This is a genomic window from Kutzneria chonburiensis, from assembly GCF_028622115.1.
In the GTDB taxonomy this organism is placed as follows: Bacteria; Actinomycetota; Actinomycetes; order Mycobacteriales; family Pseudonocardiaceae; genus Kutzneria; species Kutzneria chonburiensis.
Map to the genome: position 1 here is coordinate 5,308,489 of NZ_CP097263.1, position 18,001 is coordinate 5,326,489.

Annotated in this window: 19 protein-coding genes; 8 read left to right on the top strand and 11 right to left on the bottom strand. The window is 71.0% G+C overall.

Going from position 1 to position 18,001, the window contains the following annotated elements:
- Window positions 1-323: 323 nt before the first annotated feature.
- Together M3Q35_RS23940 and M3Q35_RS23945 are read right to left on the bottom strand one after the other, a co-directional pair.
- The gene (locus M3Q35_RS23940; RefSeq protein WP_273934536.1) at window positions 324-1,511 is read right to left on the bottom strand and encodes a class I SAM-dependent RNA methyltransferase; all 1,188 of its coding nucleotides are present in this window, start codon (window positions 1,509-1,511) and stop codon (window positions 324-326) included.
- A complete protein-coding gene (locus M3Q35_RS23945; RefSeq protein WP_273934537.1) occupies window positions 1,508-3,523 on the bottom strand; it encodes an APC family permease in 2,016 nt (671 codons plus the stop codon). The genes M3Q35_RS23940 and M3Q35_RS23945 overlap by 4 nt, the downstream gene beginning before the upstream one ends.
- 152 nt (window positions 3,524-3,675) lie before the next feature.
- On the opposite strand from M3Q35_RS23945, the gene M3Q35_RS23950 reads away from it, so the two are divergent.
- On the top strand, window positions 3,676-4,341 hold the full coding sequence (locus M3Q35_RS23950; protein WP_273934539.1) for a potassium channel family protein: 666 nt from the start codon (window positions 3,676-3,678) through the stop codon (window positions 4,339-4,341).
- Entirely contained in the window at window positions 4,341-5,000 is a 660-nt protein-coding gene (locus M3Q35_RS23955) for a potassium channel family protein (protein WP_273934540.1), read from the top strand. The genes M3Q35_RS23950 and M3Q35_RS23955 overlap by 1 nt, the downstream gene beginning before the upstream one ends.
- Before the next feature lie 54 nt (window positions 5,001-5,054).
- Here the strand turns inward: M3Q35_RS23955 and M3Q35_RS23960 are convergent, their stop codons facing one another.
- On the bottom strand, window positions 5,055-5,780 hold the full coding sequence (locus M3Q35_RS23960) for a DUF3159 domain-containing protein (RefSeq protein WP_379794317.1): 726 nt from the start codon (window positions 5,778-5,780) through the stop codon (window positions 5,055-5,057).
- Entirely contained in the window at window positions 5,777-6,154 is a 378-nt protein-coding gene (locus tag M3Q35_RS23965; protein WP_273934542.1) for an OB-fold nucleic acid binding domain-containing protein, read from the bottom strand. Before M3Q35_RS23965 ends, M3Q35_RS23960 begins: the two co-directional genes overlap by 4 nt.
- 109 nt (window positions 6,155-6,263) lie before the next feature.
- Here M3Q35_RS23965 and M3Q35_RS23970 point away from each other — a divergent pair, with 109 nt between their 5' ends.
- On the top strand, window positions 6,264-6,974 hold the full coding sequence (locus tag M3Q35_RS23970; protein ID WP_273934544.1) for an alpha/beta fold hydrolase: 711 nt from the start codon (window positions 6,264-6,266) through the stop codon (window positions 6,972-6,974).
- Here M3Q35_RS23970 and M3Q35_RS23975 read toward each other — a convergent pair.
- From M3Q35_RS23975 to dut, 3 genes are read right to left on the bottom strand one after another with little or no spacing between them, the layout of a single operon-like run.
- The gene (locus tag M3Q35_RS23975) at window positions 6,946-7,785 is read right to left on the bottom strand and encodes an aminoglycoside phosphotransferase family protein (RefSeq protein ID WP_273934546.1); all 840 of its coding nucleotides are present in this window, start codon (window positions 7,783-7,785) and stop codon (window positions 6,946-6,948) included. The genes M3Q35_RS23970 and M3Q35_RS23975 overlap by 29 nt on opposite strands.
- Window positions 7,785-8,426, bottom strand: a complete 642-nt coding sequence (locus tag M3Q35_RS23980; RefSeq protein ID WP_273934548.1) for a DUF3710 domain-containing protein — start codon at window positions 8,424-8,426, stop codon at window positions 7,785-7,787. Before M3Q35_RS23980 ends, M3Q35_RS23975 begins: the two co-directional genes overlap by 1 nt.
- A gap of 4 nt (window positions 8,427-8,430) precedes the next feature.
- Window positions 8,431-8,925, bottom strand: a complete 495-nt coding sequence (gene dut / locus M3Q35_RS23985) for a dUTP diphosphatase (RefSeq protein WP_273934550.1) — start codon at window positions 8,923-8,925, stop codon at window positions 8,431-8,433.
- Window positions 8,926-8,949: 24 nt separating this feature from the next.
- Here dut and M3Q35_RS23990 point away from each other — a divergent pair, with 24 nt between their 5' ends.
- The gene (locus M3Q35_RS23990) at window positions 8,950-9,432 is read left to right on the top strand and encodes a DUF3093 domain-containing protein (protein WP_337960468.1); all 483 of its coding nucleotides are present in this window, start codon (window positions 8,950-8,952) and stop codon (window positions 9,430-9,432) included.
- A 69-nt stretch (window positions 9,433-9,501) separates the two neighbouring features.
- Here the strand turns inward: M3Q35_RS23990 and M3Q35_RS23995 are convergent, their stop codons facing one another.
- Window positions 9,502-9,801 carry a DUF4193 domain-containing protein gene (locus tag M3Q35_RS23995; RefSeq protein WP_116173883.1) on the bottom strand — a complete coding sequence of 100 codons (300 nt, stop codon included), beginning with the start codon at window positions 9,799-9,801 and terminating at the stop codon, window positions 9,502-9,504.
- A 512-nt stretch (window positions 9,802-10,313) separates the two neighbouring features.
- Here M3Q35_RS23995 and cei point away from each other — a divergent pair.
- Complete coding sequence (gene cei / locus M3Q35_RS24000; RefSeq protein WP_273934553.1) at window positions 10,314-11,030, top strand: envelope integrity protein Cei; 717 nt, start codon at window positions 10,314-10,316, stop codon at window positions 11,028-11,030.
- 96 nt (window positions 11,031-11,126) lie between these two features.
- On the opposite strand, the gene M3Q35_RS24005 is transcribed toward cei, so the two are convergent.
- Entirely contained in the window at window positions 11,127-11,933 is an 807-nt protein-coding gene (locus M3Q35_RS24005) for an inositol monophosphatase family protein (protein ID WP_273934555.1), read from the bottom strand.
- Between the two features lie 106 nt (window positions 11,934-12,039).
- On the opposite strand from M3Q35_RS24005, the gene ppgK reads away from it, so the two are divergent.
- The 3 genes from ppgK (at window position 12,040) to M3Q35_RS24020 (ending at window position 15,170) form a co-directional block, all read left to right on the top strand.
- On the top strand, window positions 12,040-12,801 hold the full coding sequence (gene ppgK / locus M3Q35_RS24010) for a polyphosphate--glucose phosphotransferase (RefSeq protein WP_273934557.1): 762 nt from the start codon (window positions 12,040-12,042) through the stop codon (window positions 12,799-12,801).
- A 150-nt stretch (window positions 12,802-12,951) separates the two neighbouring features.
- A complete protein-coding gene (locus M3Q35_RS24015) occupies window positions 12,952-14,361 on the top strand; it encodes an RNA polymerase sigma factor (protein WP_273944438.1) in 1,410 nt (469 codons plus the stop codon).
- A gap of 629 nt (window positions 14,362-14,990) precedes the next feature.
- Window positions 14,991-15,170, top strand: coding sequence for a DUF7455 domain-containing protein (locus M3Q35_RS24020; RefSeq protein WP_273934558.1), 180 nt, complete (start codon window positions 14,991-14,993; stop codon window positions 15,168-15,170).
- A 168-nt stretch (window positions 15,171-15,338) separates the two neighbouring features.
- Here the strand turns inward: M3Q35_RS24020 and M3Q35_RS24025 are convergent, their stop codons facing one another.
- Both M3Q35_RS24025 and M3Q35_RS24030 read right to left on the bottom strand, forming a co-directional pair.
- Window positions 15,339-16,511, bottom strand: a complete 1,173-nt coding sequence (locus M3Q35_RS24025; protein ID WP_273934560.1) for an ROK family transcriptional regulator — start codon at window positions 16,509-16,511, stop codon at window positions 15,339-15,341.
- A 30-nt stretch (window positions 16,512-16,541) separates the two neighbouring features.
- Window positions 16,542-17,993 (bottom strand): sugar ABC transporter permease, encoded by a 1,452-nt coding sequence (locus tag M3Q35_RS24030; protein ID WP_273934562.1) that lies wholly within the window; start codon window positions 17,991-17,993, stop codon window positions 16,542-16,544.
- Window positions 17,994-18,001: the final 8 nt, after the last annotated feature.

Below are 18,001 nucleotides of genomic sequence, written 5' to 3' on the forward strand. Positions count from 1 at the left end.
CAACCCAACCGCCCAGAACGGCCCTACAAAACCTGGTGGTCCGGACTAGCGCCCGCCCCGCGGGCTCACCACCCAGCCGGTCGCCAACCACCCACGAATCGACAGCCCCAGGCAGGCAGAAGACCGGCACACGCGCGGGCACCACACGCCACCACGACCGATCCCTACCCGACACCAAGCCGCACAGCGACATCGCCCGCCACACCCAAGGGGGCCACCGCCACGGCCAATTCTACCGCCGCGAAGCCCTGAGCGATCTTGAACTGGGCTCGCCTGTGGACAGCCCGGAGTTGTCCACAGTCCTGGCGGGAAGGCTTGACAGGTCAGCGAACCAACAGCGCGATGCACTCCACGTGATGGGTCATGGGGAAGGCGTCGAACGCCCGAAGTCGCTCCAACCGGTAGCCGTGCTCGGCGAAGCCGGCGACGTCGCGGGCCAGAGCGGCGGGGTCGCAGGCGACGTAGATGACCCGAGAGGGCTGGCAGGCGGCGATGGAATCCACCACAGCCTTGCCGGCGCCCTTGCGGGGCGGATCCAGGACGACGACGTCGGGCCGGCCGGTCAAGGACGTCTCCTCGACCAAGCCGGTCTTGAAACGGACCTGGGGCAGGTCGGCGAGGTTGCGACGGCCATCGGCGACGGCGCTGCGGGAAGACTCGACGACGAGCACGGAGCCGTCGGGACCGACCTGTTCGGCCAAGACGGCGGCGAAGAGGCCGGCGCCGCCGTAGAGGTCCCAAGCGGTCCCGCCGACGGGGGCGGCGGCCCACTCGGCGACGATGTCGGCGTACAGGTCGGCGGCCTCGGGATGCACCTGCCAGAAGCCGTGGGCGTCGACCCGCCACTCACGGCCGCCGGCCCGCTCTACGGCGACGCCGTCACCGGTGACGGTCCGAGGCCGACCCCGCTGCGGCCGCTCGACGATGTCCATGTGCCCCATGGAGTCGGCGGTCAGGTCGAGCTCGGCCCCACGGGTCCAGTGCCGAGCGGTGACGTCCTCGACCAGGTCCGGCGCGGCGATGGTGCAACGGCGCACGGGCACAACCTTGTGGCTGCGATGGGCCCGGAAACCGGCCCGCCCCTTGCCGTCCACGACCATGCGCAAACGTGTGCGCCACTCACCAAGGCCGCCGGGCAACGCCTCCATCTCCACGGCGACGTCGAGCCCGGCCAAGCGCTGGAGCTGCTCGGCGACGACGGCGGCCTTCAACGACCGCTGCGCCTCGGCGGAGGCGTGCTGCCAGTCGCAGCCGCCGCAACCGCCGGGACGGGCCACCGGGCACGGCGGCTCCACACGGTCCGGTGACGGCGACAGCACCTCCACGGCGTCGGCGCGGCAGAAGGAGCCGCCCTTGTCCTCGGTGACCTCGACGACGACCCGCTCCCCTGGCAACGCATGCCGGACGAACACCACCCGCCCCTCGGCGCGGGCGACGCAGTGGCCGCCGTGGGCGACCGGGCCGACCTCGACCTCGAGGCGGCGGCCGGTCCAGGGCTGAGTCTGCGTCACGTGCGCGTCTTCCGTTTCTCGATAGGGGTGTCCAGGCCGCGGCGGATCTGGCCGGGAGTGACCAACTGGTCGGACTCGGACCGCGCCTTGGCCGACGCCAGCTGCCACGGCACGCTGGTCACCATGACGCCGGGCTGGAACAGCAGCCGGCCCTTGAGCCGCAACGCGCTCTGGTTGTGCAGCAGCTGCTCCCACCAGTGGCCGACAACGTACTCGGGCAGGAACACCGTCACGACATCACGGGGGTTGTCGGTGCGGACCCGCTTCACGTAGTCCAGCACCGGCTTGGTGATCTCCCGGTACGGCGACTCGATCACCTTCAGCGGCGTCTTGAACGCCTGCCGGTCCCACTCGGCCACCAGCTCGCGGGTGTCGGCGTCGTCCACGTTGACGGTGACCGCCTCCAGGATGTCCGGCCGGGTCGCCTTGGCGTAGGACAGCGCCCGCAGCGTCGGCAGGTGCAGCTTGGAGATCAGCACGATGGCGTGGTTGCGGGACGGCATGACCGCGTTGTCCCGCTCGGACTGAGCCATCCTCAGCTCGGTGGCCACCGTGTCGTAGTGCTTGCGGATGGCCGTCATCAGGGCGAAGATCGCGGCCATCGCGGCGATGGCGATCCAGGCGCCGGCCAGGAACTTGGTGATCAGCACGACGATCAGCACGGCCCCGGTGCAGACCAGGCCGATGGTGTTGATCGTCTGCGAGCGCCGCATGCGGCGCCGCACCGACTTGTCCTCCTCGACCGCCAGCAGCCGGTTCCAGTGCCGGATCATGCCGGCCTGGCTGCACGTGAACGACACGAACACGCCCACGATGTACAGCTGGATCAGCCGGGTCACCTCGGCGTCGAAGGCGACGATGAGGATCACCGCCAGCGCGGCCAGGAAGATGATGCCGTTGCTGAAGGCCAGCCGGTCGCCACGGGTGTGCAGCTGCCGGGGCAGGTAGCGGTCCTGGGCCAGGATGGAGCCGAGCACCGGGAAGCCGTTGAACGCGGTGTTGGCCGCCAGCACCAGGATGATGCCGGTGACGAACGAGATGTAGTAGAAGGCCGGCGGGAAGTTGCTGAACACCGCGGCCGCGATCTGGGCCAGGATCGTCTTCTGCTGGTAGCCGGCCGGCGCGCCGACCAGCTGGGAGGCCGGGTCGTCGGCGAAGTTGACGTGGGTCAGCGAGGCCAGCGAGATGATGCCGATCAGCATCACCACCGCGATCAGGCCCATCATCAGCAGCGTGGTCGCCGCGTTGCGGGACTTCGGCTTGCGGAAGGCCGGCACGCCGTTGCTGATCGCCTCCACGCCGGTCAGCGCGGCGCAGCCGGAGGAGAACGAGCGCAGGATCAGGAACGCGAAGGCGACGCCGGTCATCGAGGTCTCGGCGTGCAGGGTGAAGCCGGCGCTCTCGGCCCGCAGGTCGGCGCCGGCGATGGCCCGCACGAAGCCCCAGATCATCATGCCGACGATGCCGATCATGAAGCCGTACGTCGGGATGGCGAAGGCGGCGCCGGACTCGCGCAGGCCGCGCAGGTTCATCGCGGTCAGCAGGCCGACCACCAGCAGGCAGAACAGCACCTTGTGCTCGCCGACGAACGGCAGCGCCGAGCCGATGTTGGCGATGCCGGAGGCCGTGGACACCGCCACCGTGAGGATGTAGTCGACCAGCAGCGCGCTGGCCACGGTGAGCCCGAAGTAGCGGCCGAGGTTGGTGGTGGCCACCTCGTAGTCGCCGCCGCCGCTGGGGTAGGCGTGCACGTTCTGCCGGTACGAGGCCACCACGACCAGCATGACCAGGGCGACCACGACGCCGATCCACGGCGCGAAGCCGTAGGCCGACAGACCGGCCACGCTCAGCGTCAGGAAGATCTCCTCCGGGGCGTAGGCCACCGAGGACAGGGCGTCGGACGCGAACACCGGCAGGGCGATCCGCTTCGGCAGGAGCGTGTGCGCCAGCCGGTCGCTGCGGAAGGGTCGGCCGAGGACGAGGCGTTTGGCCGCGGTCGCAATCTTGGACACAACGGCACAGCGTAGGCGAGGTCGTCACCACTTCGGAGCAGTCGTCGGTAGGTTGGGGAACAAACCGGTCCATTGGTGCATTGGGGGGTTGCGGGGGATCGCCGTCTCCGCCGCCAGGTACGGTGCAGCCGCATCGCGGAGGAGGACTATTCGTGCACGTGGTGGTCATGGGCTGCGGCCGGGTGGGGGCATCGCTGGCCAAGGCGCTGGAGCGCCTCGGCAACCAGGTCGCCGTCATCGACAAGAACGGGCAGGCCTTCCGCCGGCTCGGCAGCGATTTCCACGGCCAGCAGGTCGTGGGCAACGGCTTCGACCGGCAGGTACTGGTGGCCGCCGGCATCGAGCGGGCCGGCGCGCTGGCCGCCGTCTCCAGCGGCGACAACTCCAACATCATCGCGGCCAGAGTGGCCCGCGAGACCTTCGGCGTGCAGCACGTCGTGGCCCGGATCTACGACCCCAAGCGGGCCGCCGTCTACGAGCGCCTCGGCATCCCGACGGTGGCCACCGTGCCGTGGGCCACCGACCGCTTCCTGCGCATGCTGGTGCCCGAGGGGCAGGCCGCGGCGTGGCGGGACCCGTCCGGCACGGTGGCGGTGATGCTGCTGCCGGTGCACGAGGGCTGGGTCGGCCGCAAGATCGCCGAGCTGCAGGAGACCGTGGGCTGCCGGGTGGCCTTCATCATGCGCTTCGGCACCGGCGTGCTGCCCGAGCCGAGCACCGTCGTGCAGGCCGACGACGAGATCTACGTCGCCGCCCTGTCCGGCACCATCACCGAGATCACCGCGGCGGCGGGCCAGGCACCCGAGGAGAGCCACTGATGCGAGTCGCGATCGCGGGCGCCGGCGCCGTCGGCCGGTCCATCGCCCAGGAGCTGCTGGGCAGCAATCACCAGGTGATGCTCATCGAGCGGGACGCCGCGCACTTCGAGCCGAGCACCGTCGAGCAGGCCGAGTGGGTGCACGCCGACGCGTGCGAGCTGTCCTCGCTGGAGGACGCCGGGCTCCAGCTGTGTGACGTGGTCATCGCCGCCACCGGCGACGACAAGGTCAACCTGGTGGTGTCGCTGCTGGCCAAGACCGAGTTCGCGGTGCGCCGCGTGGTGGCCCGGGTCAACGACCCGACCAACGAGTGGCTGTTCACCGACGCGTGGGGCGTCGACGTGGCCGTGTCCACGCCGCGCATGCTGGCCGCCATGGTCGAGGAGGCCGTCAACATCGGCGACCTGGTGCGGCTGATGACGCTGCGGCAGGGCCAGGCCAACCTGGTGGAGATCACGCTGCCGGACGACACCTCGCTGGCCGGCCAGGCCGTCAGCCAGCTGGCGCTGCCCCGGGACGCGGCGCTGGTGACCATCCTGCGCGGCGGGCGGGTCATCGTTCCGCAGGCCGACGACCCGTTCGAGCAGGGCGACGAGCTGCTGTTCGTGGCCTCGGCCGACGTCGAGCACGAGATCAGGATCGCGCTGGGCCTGGACTGACCGACGTACGAAAATGGCCCCCGGCATTCGCCGGGGGCCATTTTCGTGCTGACGTCAGGTTGCCGGGTCGGCCTGGGGCGCCGAAGGCTCGACGGCCGGCGGCTCCTCCTCGGCAGCCAGCTGGGCCAGGCGCTTGTCGGCCTTGCGCACGGCCCACACCGTCACGGCGATGGCGATCGCCGTGAGCGGGTAGCCCATCGCGATCCGGGCCAGGCCGAGCAGGCCGACGTTGTCCTCGCTGTACAGCCACTGCTGGACCACGAACTTGGACCCGAAGACCAGGATCCAGACCAGCGTGGCGACGTCGTAGTAGAGGCGGGCGGCCTTGTCGGACCGCCACTTGAAGCCCGAGTTGTTCAGCGTCGACCAGATCACGCCGGCCAGCGGCCAGCGGACCAGCGCCGAGACCAGGAACGCGCCGCAGTAGACCAGGCTGCTCCAGATGCCGAAGGCGAAGAAGCCCTTGGCCGAGCCGGTGCGGATGGTGATGAACGCGGCCACGGCGATGCCGAACAGGCCGGAGATGGCCGGTTGCAGCGGCTCGCGGCGGACCAGCCGGACCACGGCGATGGCCACCGCGACGCCGACCGCCGCCCACAGCGCGGCCTGCCACTCGAACAGGTAGTTGACCAGCACGAAGACCACGATCGGCACCGAGGAGTAGATCAGGCCGCTGATGCCGCCCATCTGCTCGAGCAGCGTCGGCATCGGCTTGGACGACTCGTCCTGCGCCGGTTCTTCGGTGACCGACTCGGCGGCCGGGGCTGGCTGTTCGCTCATGAACTCGTCTGCAACTCGTAGTAGGGGTTGTAGAGCACCTTGCGGCCGTCACGGACCGCGATCCGACCCCGGGCCTTGATCGTGCGCCCCGGCTCGATGCCGGCGATGCGGCGACGGCCGAGCCAGACTAGCGTCACGCCCTCGGTGCCGTCGTAGAGCTCCGCCTCCAGCGTCGCCGCCGCGTCCCGGGGGCACAGCTCGACGCTGCGCAGGCGGCCGAGCACGGTGACCTCCTCGCCGGAACGGCAGTCGCACGCCCGCTGCGCCCCGACGGCGTCGACCTCGCGCGACAGGTCGTCCGCGTCCAGTTCGGTGACGTCGCTGGTCAGTCGGCGTACGAGACGGTTCCAGTAGCCGCCCCTTGTGCTCGCCATGGTCCGCGCTCCAATGCGCCTCGTCGGCCCCCACGCCGGGCCGTTCACTCGCCAGGGTAACCGCGCCGGGGCTCCGAGAACCGCCTCCGAACCGGCAAGATCTGGCAATGTGAGCGACACGGCCGTCCTGCTGCCCGGAACCGGATCGGATGACGTTTTCATCCGTTCGGTCTTCGCCGCCCCGGTGGCCGCCGCCGGGGTGACCCTGGTCGCTCCGGAACCGGTTCCAGGGCCCGATCTGGGCCGTCGGCACCTGCTGTCCCTCGACGCCGCGTTCGATGCGCACGGCCCCGTGCTCGCCGGCGGCATCTCCTTCGGCGCCCACCTCGCCGCCGAGTGGGCTTGCGCACACCCTTCCCGCTGCGCCGGTCTGCTGCTCGCCATGCCCGCCTGGCACGGCTCCCCCGGCGACTGCCCAGCCGCCGTCGCCGCCCGCCACTCCGCCGCCACCGTCCTGCGCGACGGTCTCTCTTCCGCCCTCACGTTCGGCCCCGACGTGCCCCCTTGGCTCGCCGCCGAGCTCTCCCGCGCCTGGCACCGTCACGGCCCCGGCCTCGTCGACTCCCTGCTCGCCGCCGCCGACCGCCCCGCGCCGACCTTGGCCCAGCTCGCCACCCTGTCTGTGCCCGTCGGCATCGTCGCCGTGCACGACGACCCCCTGCATCCCGCTTCGGTCGCCGCCCAGTGGGCGGCCACGATTCCCGGGGCCGAGCTGCGCTCGATCTCGTTCGCCGACTTCAGCGCCGACCGCTCCGCCCTCGGCCGCGCCGCCGTCGCCGCCTGGCAGGCGTCTAGGTCAGGCTCTCGGCCAGCTGCCTGAACAGGGCGGTGCCGGGGTCGTCGATGCCGCGACGCACGTGGGACATGAGCAGGAGGACGGCCAGGGCGCGGGACCACTCGTAGGCGCGGTCCTCGTCGAGCACGTCCAGGGCGGCGATACGGGTACGGACCTCGTCGACGGTGGTGACGTCGAACAGGGTCCAGTCGACGACGTCAAGGTCGGGGTCGCCGAGGCAGGGTCGGGGGTCGATGGCGACGGGGCCACGGGCGGAAGCCAGGACGTTGCCGGGATGGAGGTCGCCGTGCACAAGACGCGCGACGGAGCCGGTGTCAGCGAGGCGTCGGGCGGCGGCGTAGGAGGCGTCCAACAAGGCAGCGGGCACGCCGGGGTTGCGGCGATGAGCCAGGGTGAACATGAAGTCGACGCGGTCGGCGACGGTGGGGAAGCCGATGGGCGCGGGCACCTCGCGGAGTTGACGGAGGAGTGCGCCGGCGGGGCGCCAGTCGGACAGCGGGGTGCCGGGCTCCAAGGCCTCGATGAGCAGGGCGTTGTCCTCATCGGCGACGTCGAGCAAGGAGACGACGGCGGGGCAGGAGGCCCAGGCGCGCAACGCGGCCGCCTCGGTCCCGAAGACCTCGGCGTCGGGGGTGAGCTTCAGGTACGCCAAGGAGCCGTCAGCACGGCGGCAGCGGAACGTACACGAGGTGCTGCCGGCGCTCATGGTGGCGAGCACGGTCAGCCCCCACCGGACGGCCAGCCGCTCGACCAGGGCGGCGACCCCGTCGAGCCACGGCTGGACGTCCGGCCCGAAGCGCAGGCGGAGGCGCTCGGTGAGACCGTCGGAGAGCATCAGCCCTGCTGCTGGGCCTGAATGTGCTGGGCGATGGCCGGCGGCAGCTCGACCGGCAGCGGGGTGCGGACGGGCTGGGCGGAGTCGCCACGGACCACGACGGTGCCGCGGATGACATTGCGCAGCAGGTCGGAGGCCATGACGTTGTGCTCACCGGGACCGGCGACGACCCCACGCAGCATCCAGCGCGGCCCGTCGACGCCGACGAAGCGCAGCACGACGTTGTTGGCGGTGGCGGCCAGCTCGGTGCCCCACTCGCCGGCTTCCTTGATCACCCGGGCGCCGTCGCCGCGCAGCTGGGAGACCAGCTCCTCGCAGATCTCGGGCCACAGGTCGCCGCTGCGGGGCGCGGCGTAGGCGCTGACGGTGATCTGACCGATCGGCGTCACCAGGTGCACGGCCCGCACCGGACCGGAAGGGTCGACCTCGACCTGGAGCTGGGCCCCATCGGGCACGGGCACCCGCACGGACCCGAGGTCGAGCCGGGACAGGCCGTCCTGCGGGGCGTCCGCCTCGTCGAACGGACCGGCGGTGACGACCGCCTCCTCGACGACCTCGTCGACGTCGTAGTTCGGTACCCCCAGGCGGCCGCTGTCCTTGCTGACATGGTGCCGCCCGCGCTTGCCGCGCTTGCCGAACATTCCGCTACTCCTTCGTCCCCTGCTGGGCCCCGGCGCCGGCCGCGGCCGCGAGCACCGCGTGCCCGCCGGTGGATCCGTAGCCGCCGGTGCCGCGCTCGGAGTCGGGCAGCTCGTCGACCTCCTCGAAGACCACGTGCTCGACGCGCTGCACGACCAGCTGCGCGATCCGGTCGCCCCGGCGCAGCGTGATCGGCTCACGGAGATCGTGGTTGATCAGGCATACCCGGATCTCGCCGCGGTAGCCCGCGTCGATGGTTCCCGGGGTGTTCACCACGGACAGCCCGACCCGCGCGGCCAGCCCGGACCGCGGGTGCACGAAGCCGGCGAAGCCGATCGGCAGCGCGATGGCGACGCCGGTGCCGAGCACCGCCCGTTCGCCGGGAGCCAGGACGACGTCCGAGGTCGTCACAAGATCGACACCCGCGTCGCCGGCCGTGGCATAGGACGGCACGGGGACCCCGGGATCGATTCGGGAGAGGAGGACCTGCACGCTGGGCACGGCGCGTGACACTACCCTGGACCCGTGACCGAGAGCGTGAGTGCGGTGGCAAAGACCGAGGCCAAGTCCAAGCCGGTGTTCTTCGAACGGCTGTACGTGCCGGCGTGGGGCTGGCCGCTGCCGCTGATCGCGGCCGTGCTGATGGCCGCCGAGGTGCACATGGGCTACCCGGGCGTCCGCGCATGGCTGCCCTACCTCATCACGATCCCGCTCGTCGTCGGCGTGATGCTGTGGCTGGGACGGGCCACGGTGAAGGTGGTCGACGGCGAGCTCTGGGTGGGCGACGCCCACGTGCCGCTCGCGCTGATCGACGAGGTCGAGGTCATCCCGGCCAAGGCCAAGCGCAAGGCGCTCGGCCCCGACCTTGACCCGGCCGCGTTCGTGTCGCACCGCGGCTGGGTGGGGCCGGTCCTCCGGGTCTACCTGAACGACCCGGCGGATCCGACCCCGTACTGGCTGTTCAGCGTCCGCAAGGCGGACAAGCTGGCCGCCATCGTGCACAACTGACCCCCAGAACGCCCGAAGGCCGCGCCGACGACGGCGGGACGGGCCCGCGCGCCGTCGGGACGCGTCCGCTCAGGCGCAGTCCCGGCAGATCAACTGCCCGTTGTGCTCCTCGGCCAGTCGACTCCGGTGGTGCACCAGGAAACAGCTGGAACAGGTGAACTCGTCAGCCTGCTTCGGCAGCACCTTGACGGTAAGTTCCTCGTTGGACAGGTCGGCGCCTGGCAGCTCGAAGTTCTCATCCGGTGCATCCACGTCGACGTCGACCACGCCGGACTGCGTCTCGTTGCGCCGCGCCTTCAACTCCTCGAGGGAGTCCTCGGCCAGGTCGTCATCCTGGCTCCGGCGCGGAGCGTCGTAGTCGGTCGCCATACTTCTTTCACCCCTGCAGTCACAATTCAGACTGTGTTCGTGCCGCTGGTCAACGCTCCAGGGCCCCAATTTGTGCCCGCCGCCGGAAGTGACGGTGGTCTCGCTCCCCGCCGGCTGCCACCCAGTGATCGTCAAACGATTCCAGCCGCACCCGCAGTGGCTCGGAGCGCGTGGATGATAGCCCACTACGCAAGGGCGCACGCACACACTCACCCATCCGTGGCCCTAGCTGGCGGGACGGGCAGCGCCCTTGAGGGAATTCGGCCGGGAAAACCCTTGCCGGGACGGCGCGGCCGTGGTGCGATTCCGCCCGTGCGGGGTTGACGGTACGCGCACGGCCGATCGCGGGGTGCGATCACGGCCCACAGCGGGACACGGACCGGACACGGACGGCGGTGCCGGCCGACGCCGGTCGGCGGTAACGCCTAGGCTGATCACAGGCGACGGTCCGGGCACGGGGTTTCACCAGTCACGAAGCGTCGTGTTGGCCGGGGTCGAGGAGGGGTGGGGACGTGACTGCGCCAGTCGGGGTCAGAGGCAACGGGAAGCCGCTGTACCGGAAGCGGCGGCCGTGGCCCGCGCTGGTCCTGTTCGCCGTCCTCGTCGTCGTCGCCGGCTTCGTCTGGGTCAAGGTCATCAACGCCACCGACGACGTGGACGCGGCTGTGCACTGCAACACACCGGGCCCGCTGCCGGCCGGGGCCGCCCCGCCGGCCACGCCCGCGCCCAAGCTCGGCACCGAGCTGGCCCACGACGCGCTGGACAAGACCGCGCCCGCCCCCGCCGCCCAGGTGCAGGTCCGCGTCTACAACGCCAGCGAGACCCGCAACCAGGCCTCGATCGTCAAGTCCGCGGTCGACCAGGCCGGCTTCGCCAGCGCCGGCACCCCGGCCAACGACCCGATCTACCTGGCCGGCGACATGAACTGCCGGGCCCAGATCCGGTTCGGCCCCAACGGCGCCGCCGGGGCCCGCACGCTGAGCATCGTCGAGCCGTGCGCCGACCTGATCCGCGACGACCGCCAGGACGCCACCGTTGACCTGGCCGTCGGCAAGAAGTTCGACGAGTTCCGGGTCAACCCCAGCGCCAAGCAGGTCCTCCAGCAGCTGGCGACGTGGGCCAAGAGCCAGCCGCCCGCCCAGGGCGGACAGCTGGCCCAGCCGACCGGTCAGCCCCCGGTCAGCTCCGACCTCATCGACGCCGCCCGCAACGTGCATTGCGCGGGCTGAGCAGCCCCTTCACCCCCCGCCCCACTGTCACATGAGCGTCATACTTGCCTCCCAGAGGCACATCCGGACCGCATGTGCCGATTGAGGGGGTAGGGGCTACACCTTTCCGAAGCCGCTTTCCACCAACGCTGCCCTGAGCTGCTCGGCTACGCCGGGGGCGGCGGCGAAGGTTGCTTCCGTGCCCAAGCCGTCGGTGTCCGGGCCGGGTGGGCGGAAGACGGCGCCGGCCTCCTCGGCGATCAGGCCGCCGGCGGCCCAGTCCCAGCGGTGCAGGCCGTGCTCCAGATAGGCGTCCTCCCAGCCCGCGGCGACGGCGCACAGGTCGAGCGACGCGGCCCCACAGCGGCGGATGTCCCGCACCTTGCCGAGCATGCGGCTGATCGCGTCGGCCTGACGCAGCCGCCGCGCGTGGTCGTAGGAGAAACCGGTCCCCAGCAGAGACAGGTCCAGCCGGGTGGTGGCGGCGGCCCGCAGCCGACGGCCGTCCAGGAAGGAACCGCCGCCCCGGCTGGCGGTCCAGATCCGACCGGAGACGGGCTCGACGACCGCGCCGGCCACCGACACCCCGTCCAGCTGCGCGGCGATGGACACGGCGTAGAAGGGCAGTCCGTAGAGATAGTTGACGGTGCCGTCGATCGGATCGACCACCCAGACCAGCCCGTCCAGCGACGAGGTCCCGCCCTCCTCCTCGCCGAGCACGGGCTCCCCCGGCCGCAACTGGGCCAAACGGTCCCGAACCAGTTGTTCGGAAGCGCGATCTGCGGCCGTCACCACGTCAGTTTCGCTGGACTTGGTGTCCACCTGGGTGACAGCGTGGCTTCGGGCGTTGGTGACCAGCTCGGCGGCTTCCGTCGCGACGGTGACTGCGATCCTGACGAGTTCCTCGGATTCAGCGGCTAGCACGCTGTCCACCGAACCACACACGTTAGGGTCTGCGCACACTCCCGAAGACCCGCGCGCAGGGTCGAGGACTGACAGCGGACTGAATCGAGTAGGAAGGGTCCGACGGATGGGCACAACCCGCGGGTTCGGGATCGACATCGGTGGATCCGGCATCAAGGGCGGACTTGTCGACCTGGAGACCGGCGAACTGGACGGCGAGCGCCTGCGCATCGTCACGCCGCAGCCGTCCACCCCGGACGCGGTCGCCGACGTGGTCGCCGACATCGTGGAGAAGTTCGGGTGGACCGGCCCGGTCGGGGTCACCCTGCCCTGCGTGGTCAAGCGCGGTGTCGCGCTGACCGCCGCCAACGTGGACAAGGGCTGGGTGGACACCGACGCGGCGGGCCTGTTCGCCCGCAGGCTCGGCCGCGAGCCGGGCGGGGTCGTCGTGCTCAACGACGCCGACGCCGCCGGGCTGGCCGAGGTCCGCTACGGCGCCGGCAAGGGCCAGGACGGCGTCGTGGTGCTGCTGACCTTCGGCACCGGCATCGGCAGCGCCGTGTTCCTGGACGGCAAGCTGCTGCCCAACACCGAGTTCGGCCACCTCGAGGTGGACGGGCACGACGCGGAGAAGCGGGCCGCGGCGTCGGTGAAGGAGGAGAAGGACCTGTCCTGGGAGGAGTGGACCCACCGGGTCAGCAAGTACCTCCGCACCCTGGAGGACCTGATCTGGCCGGACCTGGTGATCGCCGGCGGCGGCGTCAGCAAGAAGGCCGACAAGTGGCTGCCGCTGCTCCAGGTGCGCACCAAGGTCGTCGCCGCGGCGCTGAAGAACGAGGCCGGCATCGTCGGCGCGGCCGCGGCGGCCGCCCACGGAATCGGCCACTAGTGGTACCCCGAAAAAACTGACCGAATCGTGTTCCGGCGATCTACCTGCGGGAACACCGCAATTGGGCCCGACGGCGGCCGTGTGGCGGCAACGCGGCACGGCCGCCGTCGTTACAATGGAACAGCGCCCACGGTCAGCGACCGCCGGGCGATCCCCCGAAACCCCCTGGCGGCCGAGGTTCGCGCCCTTCGGTCTGCCGTGAAGGACCGTCGCGAAAGGGCGTACGTGGCAGCCGCAGAAACCGCAACCCGACGCTCCGCCACCCCCGCGAGCGCCGCCGCGAAGGCACAGCAGCCGGGCGATGCCGAGGAGGCCGTGAAGGCCACCCCGGCGCGTGGCGCGGCCAAGACGGGCGCCGCGAAGCCGGCGGCCAAGAAGCCGGCCGGCCCCCGCGCCGCCGCCAAGAAGGCCCCGGCCGGTGGCAAGGCCGCGCCGGCCAAGGCCAAGAAGGACGGCGAGGAGCCCGAGGACCTCGACGGCGACGTCGAGATCGACGCCGCCGAGCTCGAGGACGTCGTGGTCGAGGACGTGACCGTCGAGGAGCCCGACGAGGAGGAGAGCAAGAACAGCTCCGACTTCGTCTGGGACGAGGAGGAGTCCGAGGCGCTGCGGCAGGCCCGCAAGGACGCCGAGCTCACCGCGTCGGCCGACTCGGTCCGGGCCTACCTCAAGCAGATCGGCAAGGTCGCCCTGCTCAACGCCGAGGAGGAGGTGGAGCTGGCCAAGCGGATCGAGGCCGGGCTCTACGCCGCCGAACGCGTGCGCAAGGCCGAGGACGAGACCGAGAAGCTGCCCCCGCAGATGCGGCGGGACCTGCGCTGGATCGTGCGTGACGGCGAGCGGGCCAAGAACCACCTGCTGGAGGCCAACCTCCGCCTGGTGGTGTCGCTGGCCAAGCGCTACACCGGCCGCGGCATGGCGTTCCTTGACCTGATCCAGGAGGGCAACCTGGGTCTGATCCGCGCGGTCGAGAAGTTCGACTACACCAAGGGCTACAAGTTCTCCACGTACGCCACCTGGTGGATCCGACAGGCGATCACCCGCGCGATGGCCGACCAGGCCCGCACCATCCGTATCCCGGTGCACATGGTCGAGGTCATCAACAAGCTCGGCCGCATCCAGCGCGAGCTGCTCCAGGACCTCGGCCGCGAGCCGACGCCGGAGGAGCTGGCCAAGGAGATGGACATCACCCCGGAGAAGGTGCTGGAGATCCAGCAGTACGCCCGGGAGCCCATCTCGCTGGACCAGACCATCGGCGACGAGGGCGACAGCCAGCTCGGCGACTTCATCGAGGACTCCGAGGCCGTCGTCGCGGTCGACGCGGTGTCGTTCACGCTGCTGCAGGACCAGCTCCAGTCGGTGCTGGCCACGCTGTCCGAGCGGGAGGCGGGCGTGGTGCGGCTGCGCTTCGGCCTGACCGACGGCCAGCCGCGGACCCTGGACGAGATCGGCCAGGTCTACGGCGTGACCCGCGAGCGGATCCGCCAGATCGAGTCGAAGACGATGTCCAAGCTGCGTCACCCGTCCCGGTCCCAGGTCCTGCGCGACTACCTGGACTGAGCGCCGGTTTTCTCCCGAACGCCCCGTTCGACCGTTTCGGTCGGGCGGGGCGTTCGGCGTCTCTTCGGCCGGGAGATCGACTAGAGGTGGGGTGTTCACCCCGCGGCCGGCCGTTCGTGGCCCCCAGTTGGCCCGTGGGACGCCCGTGACGCGGTCGCCGGGCTGGCGGGACCCCCGAGCCGTCGGCACGCTCACGACGGCCGAAACCGAGCCCCGAACAACTGTTCGCCAGAAGCGAATATCACGCTCTGTAGTGTGACTCATCCCACAACTGGGGTGGTGATACGAACCCGGTCGTGGTTCGCTGACGTAGCTTGAGTCACTGAGTTCGTTGCACTGAGTCAGATCGGACCCGATCCGACGACAAAATGTAACCGACTCGGCACCTGTGGGTGGCCCCGGCAACGGACCATCGACAGAGTGGGATGTCACGGAGTGTGGCTTGCTGCATCTGGGTACATCTCACGTGACGGGCGTCGCCACTACGGTGGGGAACACCGACGAGGCGCCGAACGTCTGCAATGGTGATGGCAGCGAACACCGCGCGACGGGCGGCGACCCGGAAGCGTTGTGGTCGCAGCTGTGTAGTAGGCACCGGAGCACCGGTGCCGGGACGGAGGGAGATTTCCATGACGACCTTGCTCACCCGCCCCGAGCTGACCGCTGTCGACCGCTGCGACCGGTGCGGCGCAGCCGCTCAGGTACGCGCCGTTCTCCCGTCCGGAGGCGAGCTCCTCTTCTGCGGACACCACGCCCGTGAGCACAGCGCCAAGCTGCGTGAGCTCTCGGCCGAGATCCAGCAGGGCTGAGCCCGGAGGGTTCGGGACCGGACAAGTCCACCACTTTCATAGCGACACAAGAGGCGCGGGCCAGGTGTGGGCCCGCGCCTCTTCGCTACCCGACAACGGCAGTGATGCAGGGAAGGACGCCTTACCTGCGTCCAATGCAGGTAAGGCGTCCTTCCCTGCATTGACTGGTCAGCCGGCCAGGGCCTGCTGGAAGGCCAGCTCGGCGGCACCGATGATCTTGGCTTCCTTGCCCAGCGGGGAGGCCACGATGCGGATACCGCCGACGGCCCGGCTGACCAGGCTGCGTTCCCGCACGGTCGCGGCCGCCTCGTCGACGACCGCGTCGGGCAGGGCGGCCAGCAGGTCGCCCAGCACCACCAGCTGCGGCCCGAGCAGGTTGACCACGTTGATCAGCCCGAGCCCGAGCCAGTCGGTGAACTCCCGCAGCCGGTTCAGCGCGACCTGCGGCGGCTCACCGGCCAGTGACCGCAGCTCGCCGACGACGGCCTCACGCGGCGAGCCCTCGGGCAGGCCCAGGGCTCGGCACAGGGCGTCCTCGCCGATCTCGGTCTCCCAGCAGCCCTGGCAGCCGCAGTAGCAGGGCCGGCCGCCGGGCCGGACCACCATGTGCCCCAGCTCGCCGACGTAGCCGCCGCTGCCCCGCAGCGCCGCCCGTTCGGAGATCACCCCGCCGCCGACGCCCACGTCCACCGACACGAACACCATGTCGGCGGCCTCGGTCGCGACACCACGCGTGTGTTCGGCCAGCGCCCCGAGCTCGGCGTCGTTGCCGACCAGCACCGGCCGGTGCAGGGCCGCGGACAGCCGCTCCCCCACCGGCACGCCGGCCCAGTGCAGGTTGGGCGCTTCGTGCACGTAGCCGTCACGACGGACCACACCGGGCACCGACACCCCGACGCCGACCGGCTCGGAGCCGATCCGCTCGGCCAGCCGCCGCCCGGCGGTGCCGACCTTGGCCAGCAGGTCGTCCGGCGACCCGGAGCCGCGCGGCAGCGTCCAACCCCTGGTGCCGAGCACCTCGCCGCCGAAGCCGACGGCCGCCACCGTGGTCTGCTCGACGCCGACGTCGACGGCGAGCACCCACAGGGACCGCGGCTGCGGCAGCACCAGCAGGGACGGCCGGCCGGCGCCGGTGCGCTTGACCGAGACCTGCTCGACCACCACACCGGCATCGGCCAGCCCGTCCACCAGGGCCTTGATCGTGCTGCGGTTCAGCCCCAGCTCGGCGGCCAGCTCCGCCCTGGTGCACGGGCCGCCGACGTGCAGCCGGCGCAGCAGGGCGGCCCGGTTGTGCCTGCGGACCTCGTCGGGACGGGTGCCCGCGGTTGGCGGACCGCTCACCGCACACCCCCTCGTGTCCCTTCGGGACTGCTAGTGGCCGGTCGCCTTGGCCCGTCGACGGGACAGCGCGTCGACGCTGGCGGCCAGCAGCAGGACCGCACCGGTGACGATGCTGACCACGGCCGCGGGCGCGCCGATCAGACCAAGGCCGTTGCTGACGATCTGGATCACGAAGCCACCGATGATGGCGTTGGACAGCCGGCCCTTGCCGCCGAACAGCGACGTGCCGCCGATGACCGCGGCGCCGACCGCGAACAGCAGCACGTTGCCGCCACCGGCGTTCGGGTCGACCGAGCCGACCTTGGACGAGTAGACGATGGCGCCGATGGCCGAGACCGTCGAAGCGATCACGAACACGCTCATCCGGATCTTGGGCACGTTGATACCGGCGCGGCGGGCCGCCTCGGCGCTGCCGCCGACCGCGTAGATGTGCCGGCCGTACTTGGTGCGGTCCAGCACGAACGTGCCGACCACCAGCAGCACCAGCACGATCGGCACCACGTAGGGCACGCCGGAGATGGTGATGCGGTCCGGGTTGGGCGAGCGGTTGACCGTCAGCAGGTAGGTGGCGACCGCGCCGAGCACGACGACCACGGCCACCTTGATCAGCAGCAGCGAGGTCGGCTGGGCCACCAGGCCGCGGCGGACCCGGCCGGCGTGGCGGAACAGCACCACGGCCGCGTAGCCGCCGGCGAAGATCACGAACAGGATCCAGCTGCCCAGCGTGTTCAGGTTGTTGTTGGCCACGCCGAACAGCACCGGGTCCTGGCTGATGGACAGCGTGCCGCCGTCACCGATCAGCTTGAGGATCACGCCGCCCCAGGCCAGGAACAGGGCCAGGGTCACGACGAAGGACGGGATGCCGATCTTGGAGATCATCACGCCGGTGAGGCAGCCGATGACCGAGCCGACGCAGACGGCCAGCAGCATCTCGACCCACGGGTTGGCCGGCACGCCGAGCAGCAGGATCAGCGTCGCGACCGCGGACAGCACCGCGCCCAGCCAGATCCGCTGCCAGACGGCGACGCCGATGGCCAGCACGCCGCCGATGATGAAGGCGTAGAAGACGGTGTCGCCCATGCCGGCCTGGAGGTTGCCGCCCTTGACGTAGTGCAGCGCCATCACGGCGGCGGCGACACCGGAGCCGGTGCCGGCGGACAGGTCGATCTCGCCCAGCAGCAGCACGAACACCAGGCCCATCGCGATGATGGTGATGCCGGCGGCCTGCGCGAGCAGGTTGGAGATGTTGTTCAGGCTGAGGAAGGTGCTCGACGAGAGGCCGAACAGGATCACCAGCACGATCAGGCCGGCCAGCGCCGGCAGCGAGCCGAGCTCGCCGCCGCGGACGCGGTCGACGTAGTCGCGCAGGGCCTGGCCGGCGGAGCGGCGGGTGGTGTCGATGCCGAAGTCGGCGACGGCCTGCTCCTGCTCGGCCGGCTTCTGGTCCGACGGCGGGGCGGCGGCGGCAGGTGTGTCAGTCATTGGAGGAG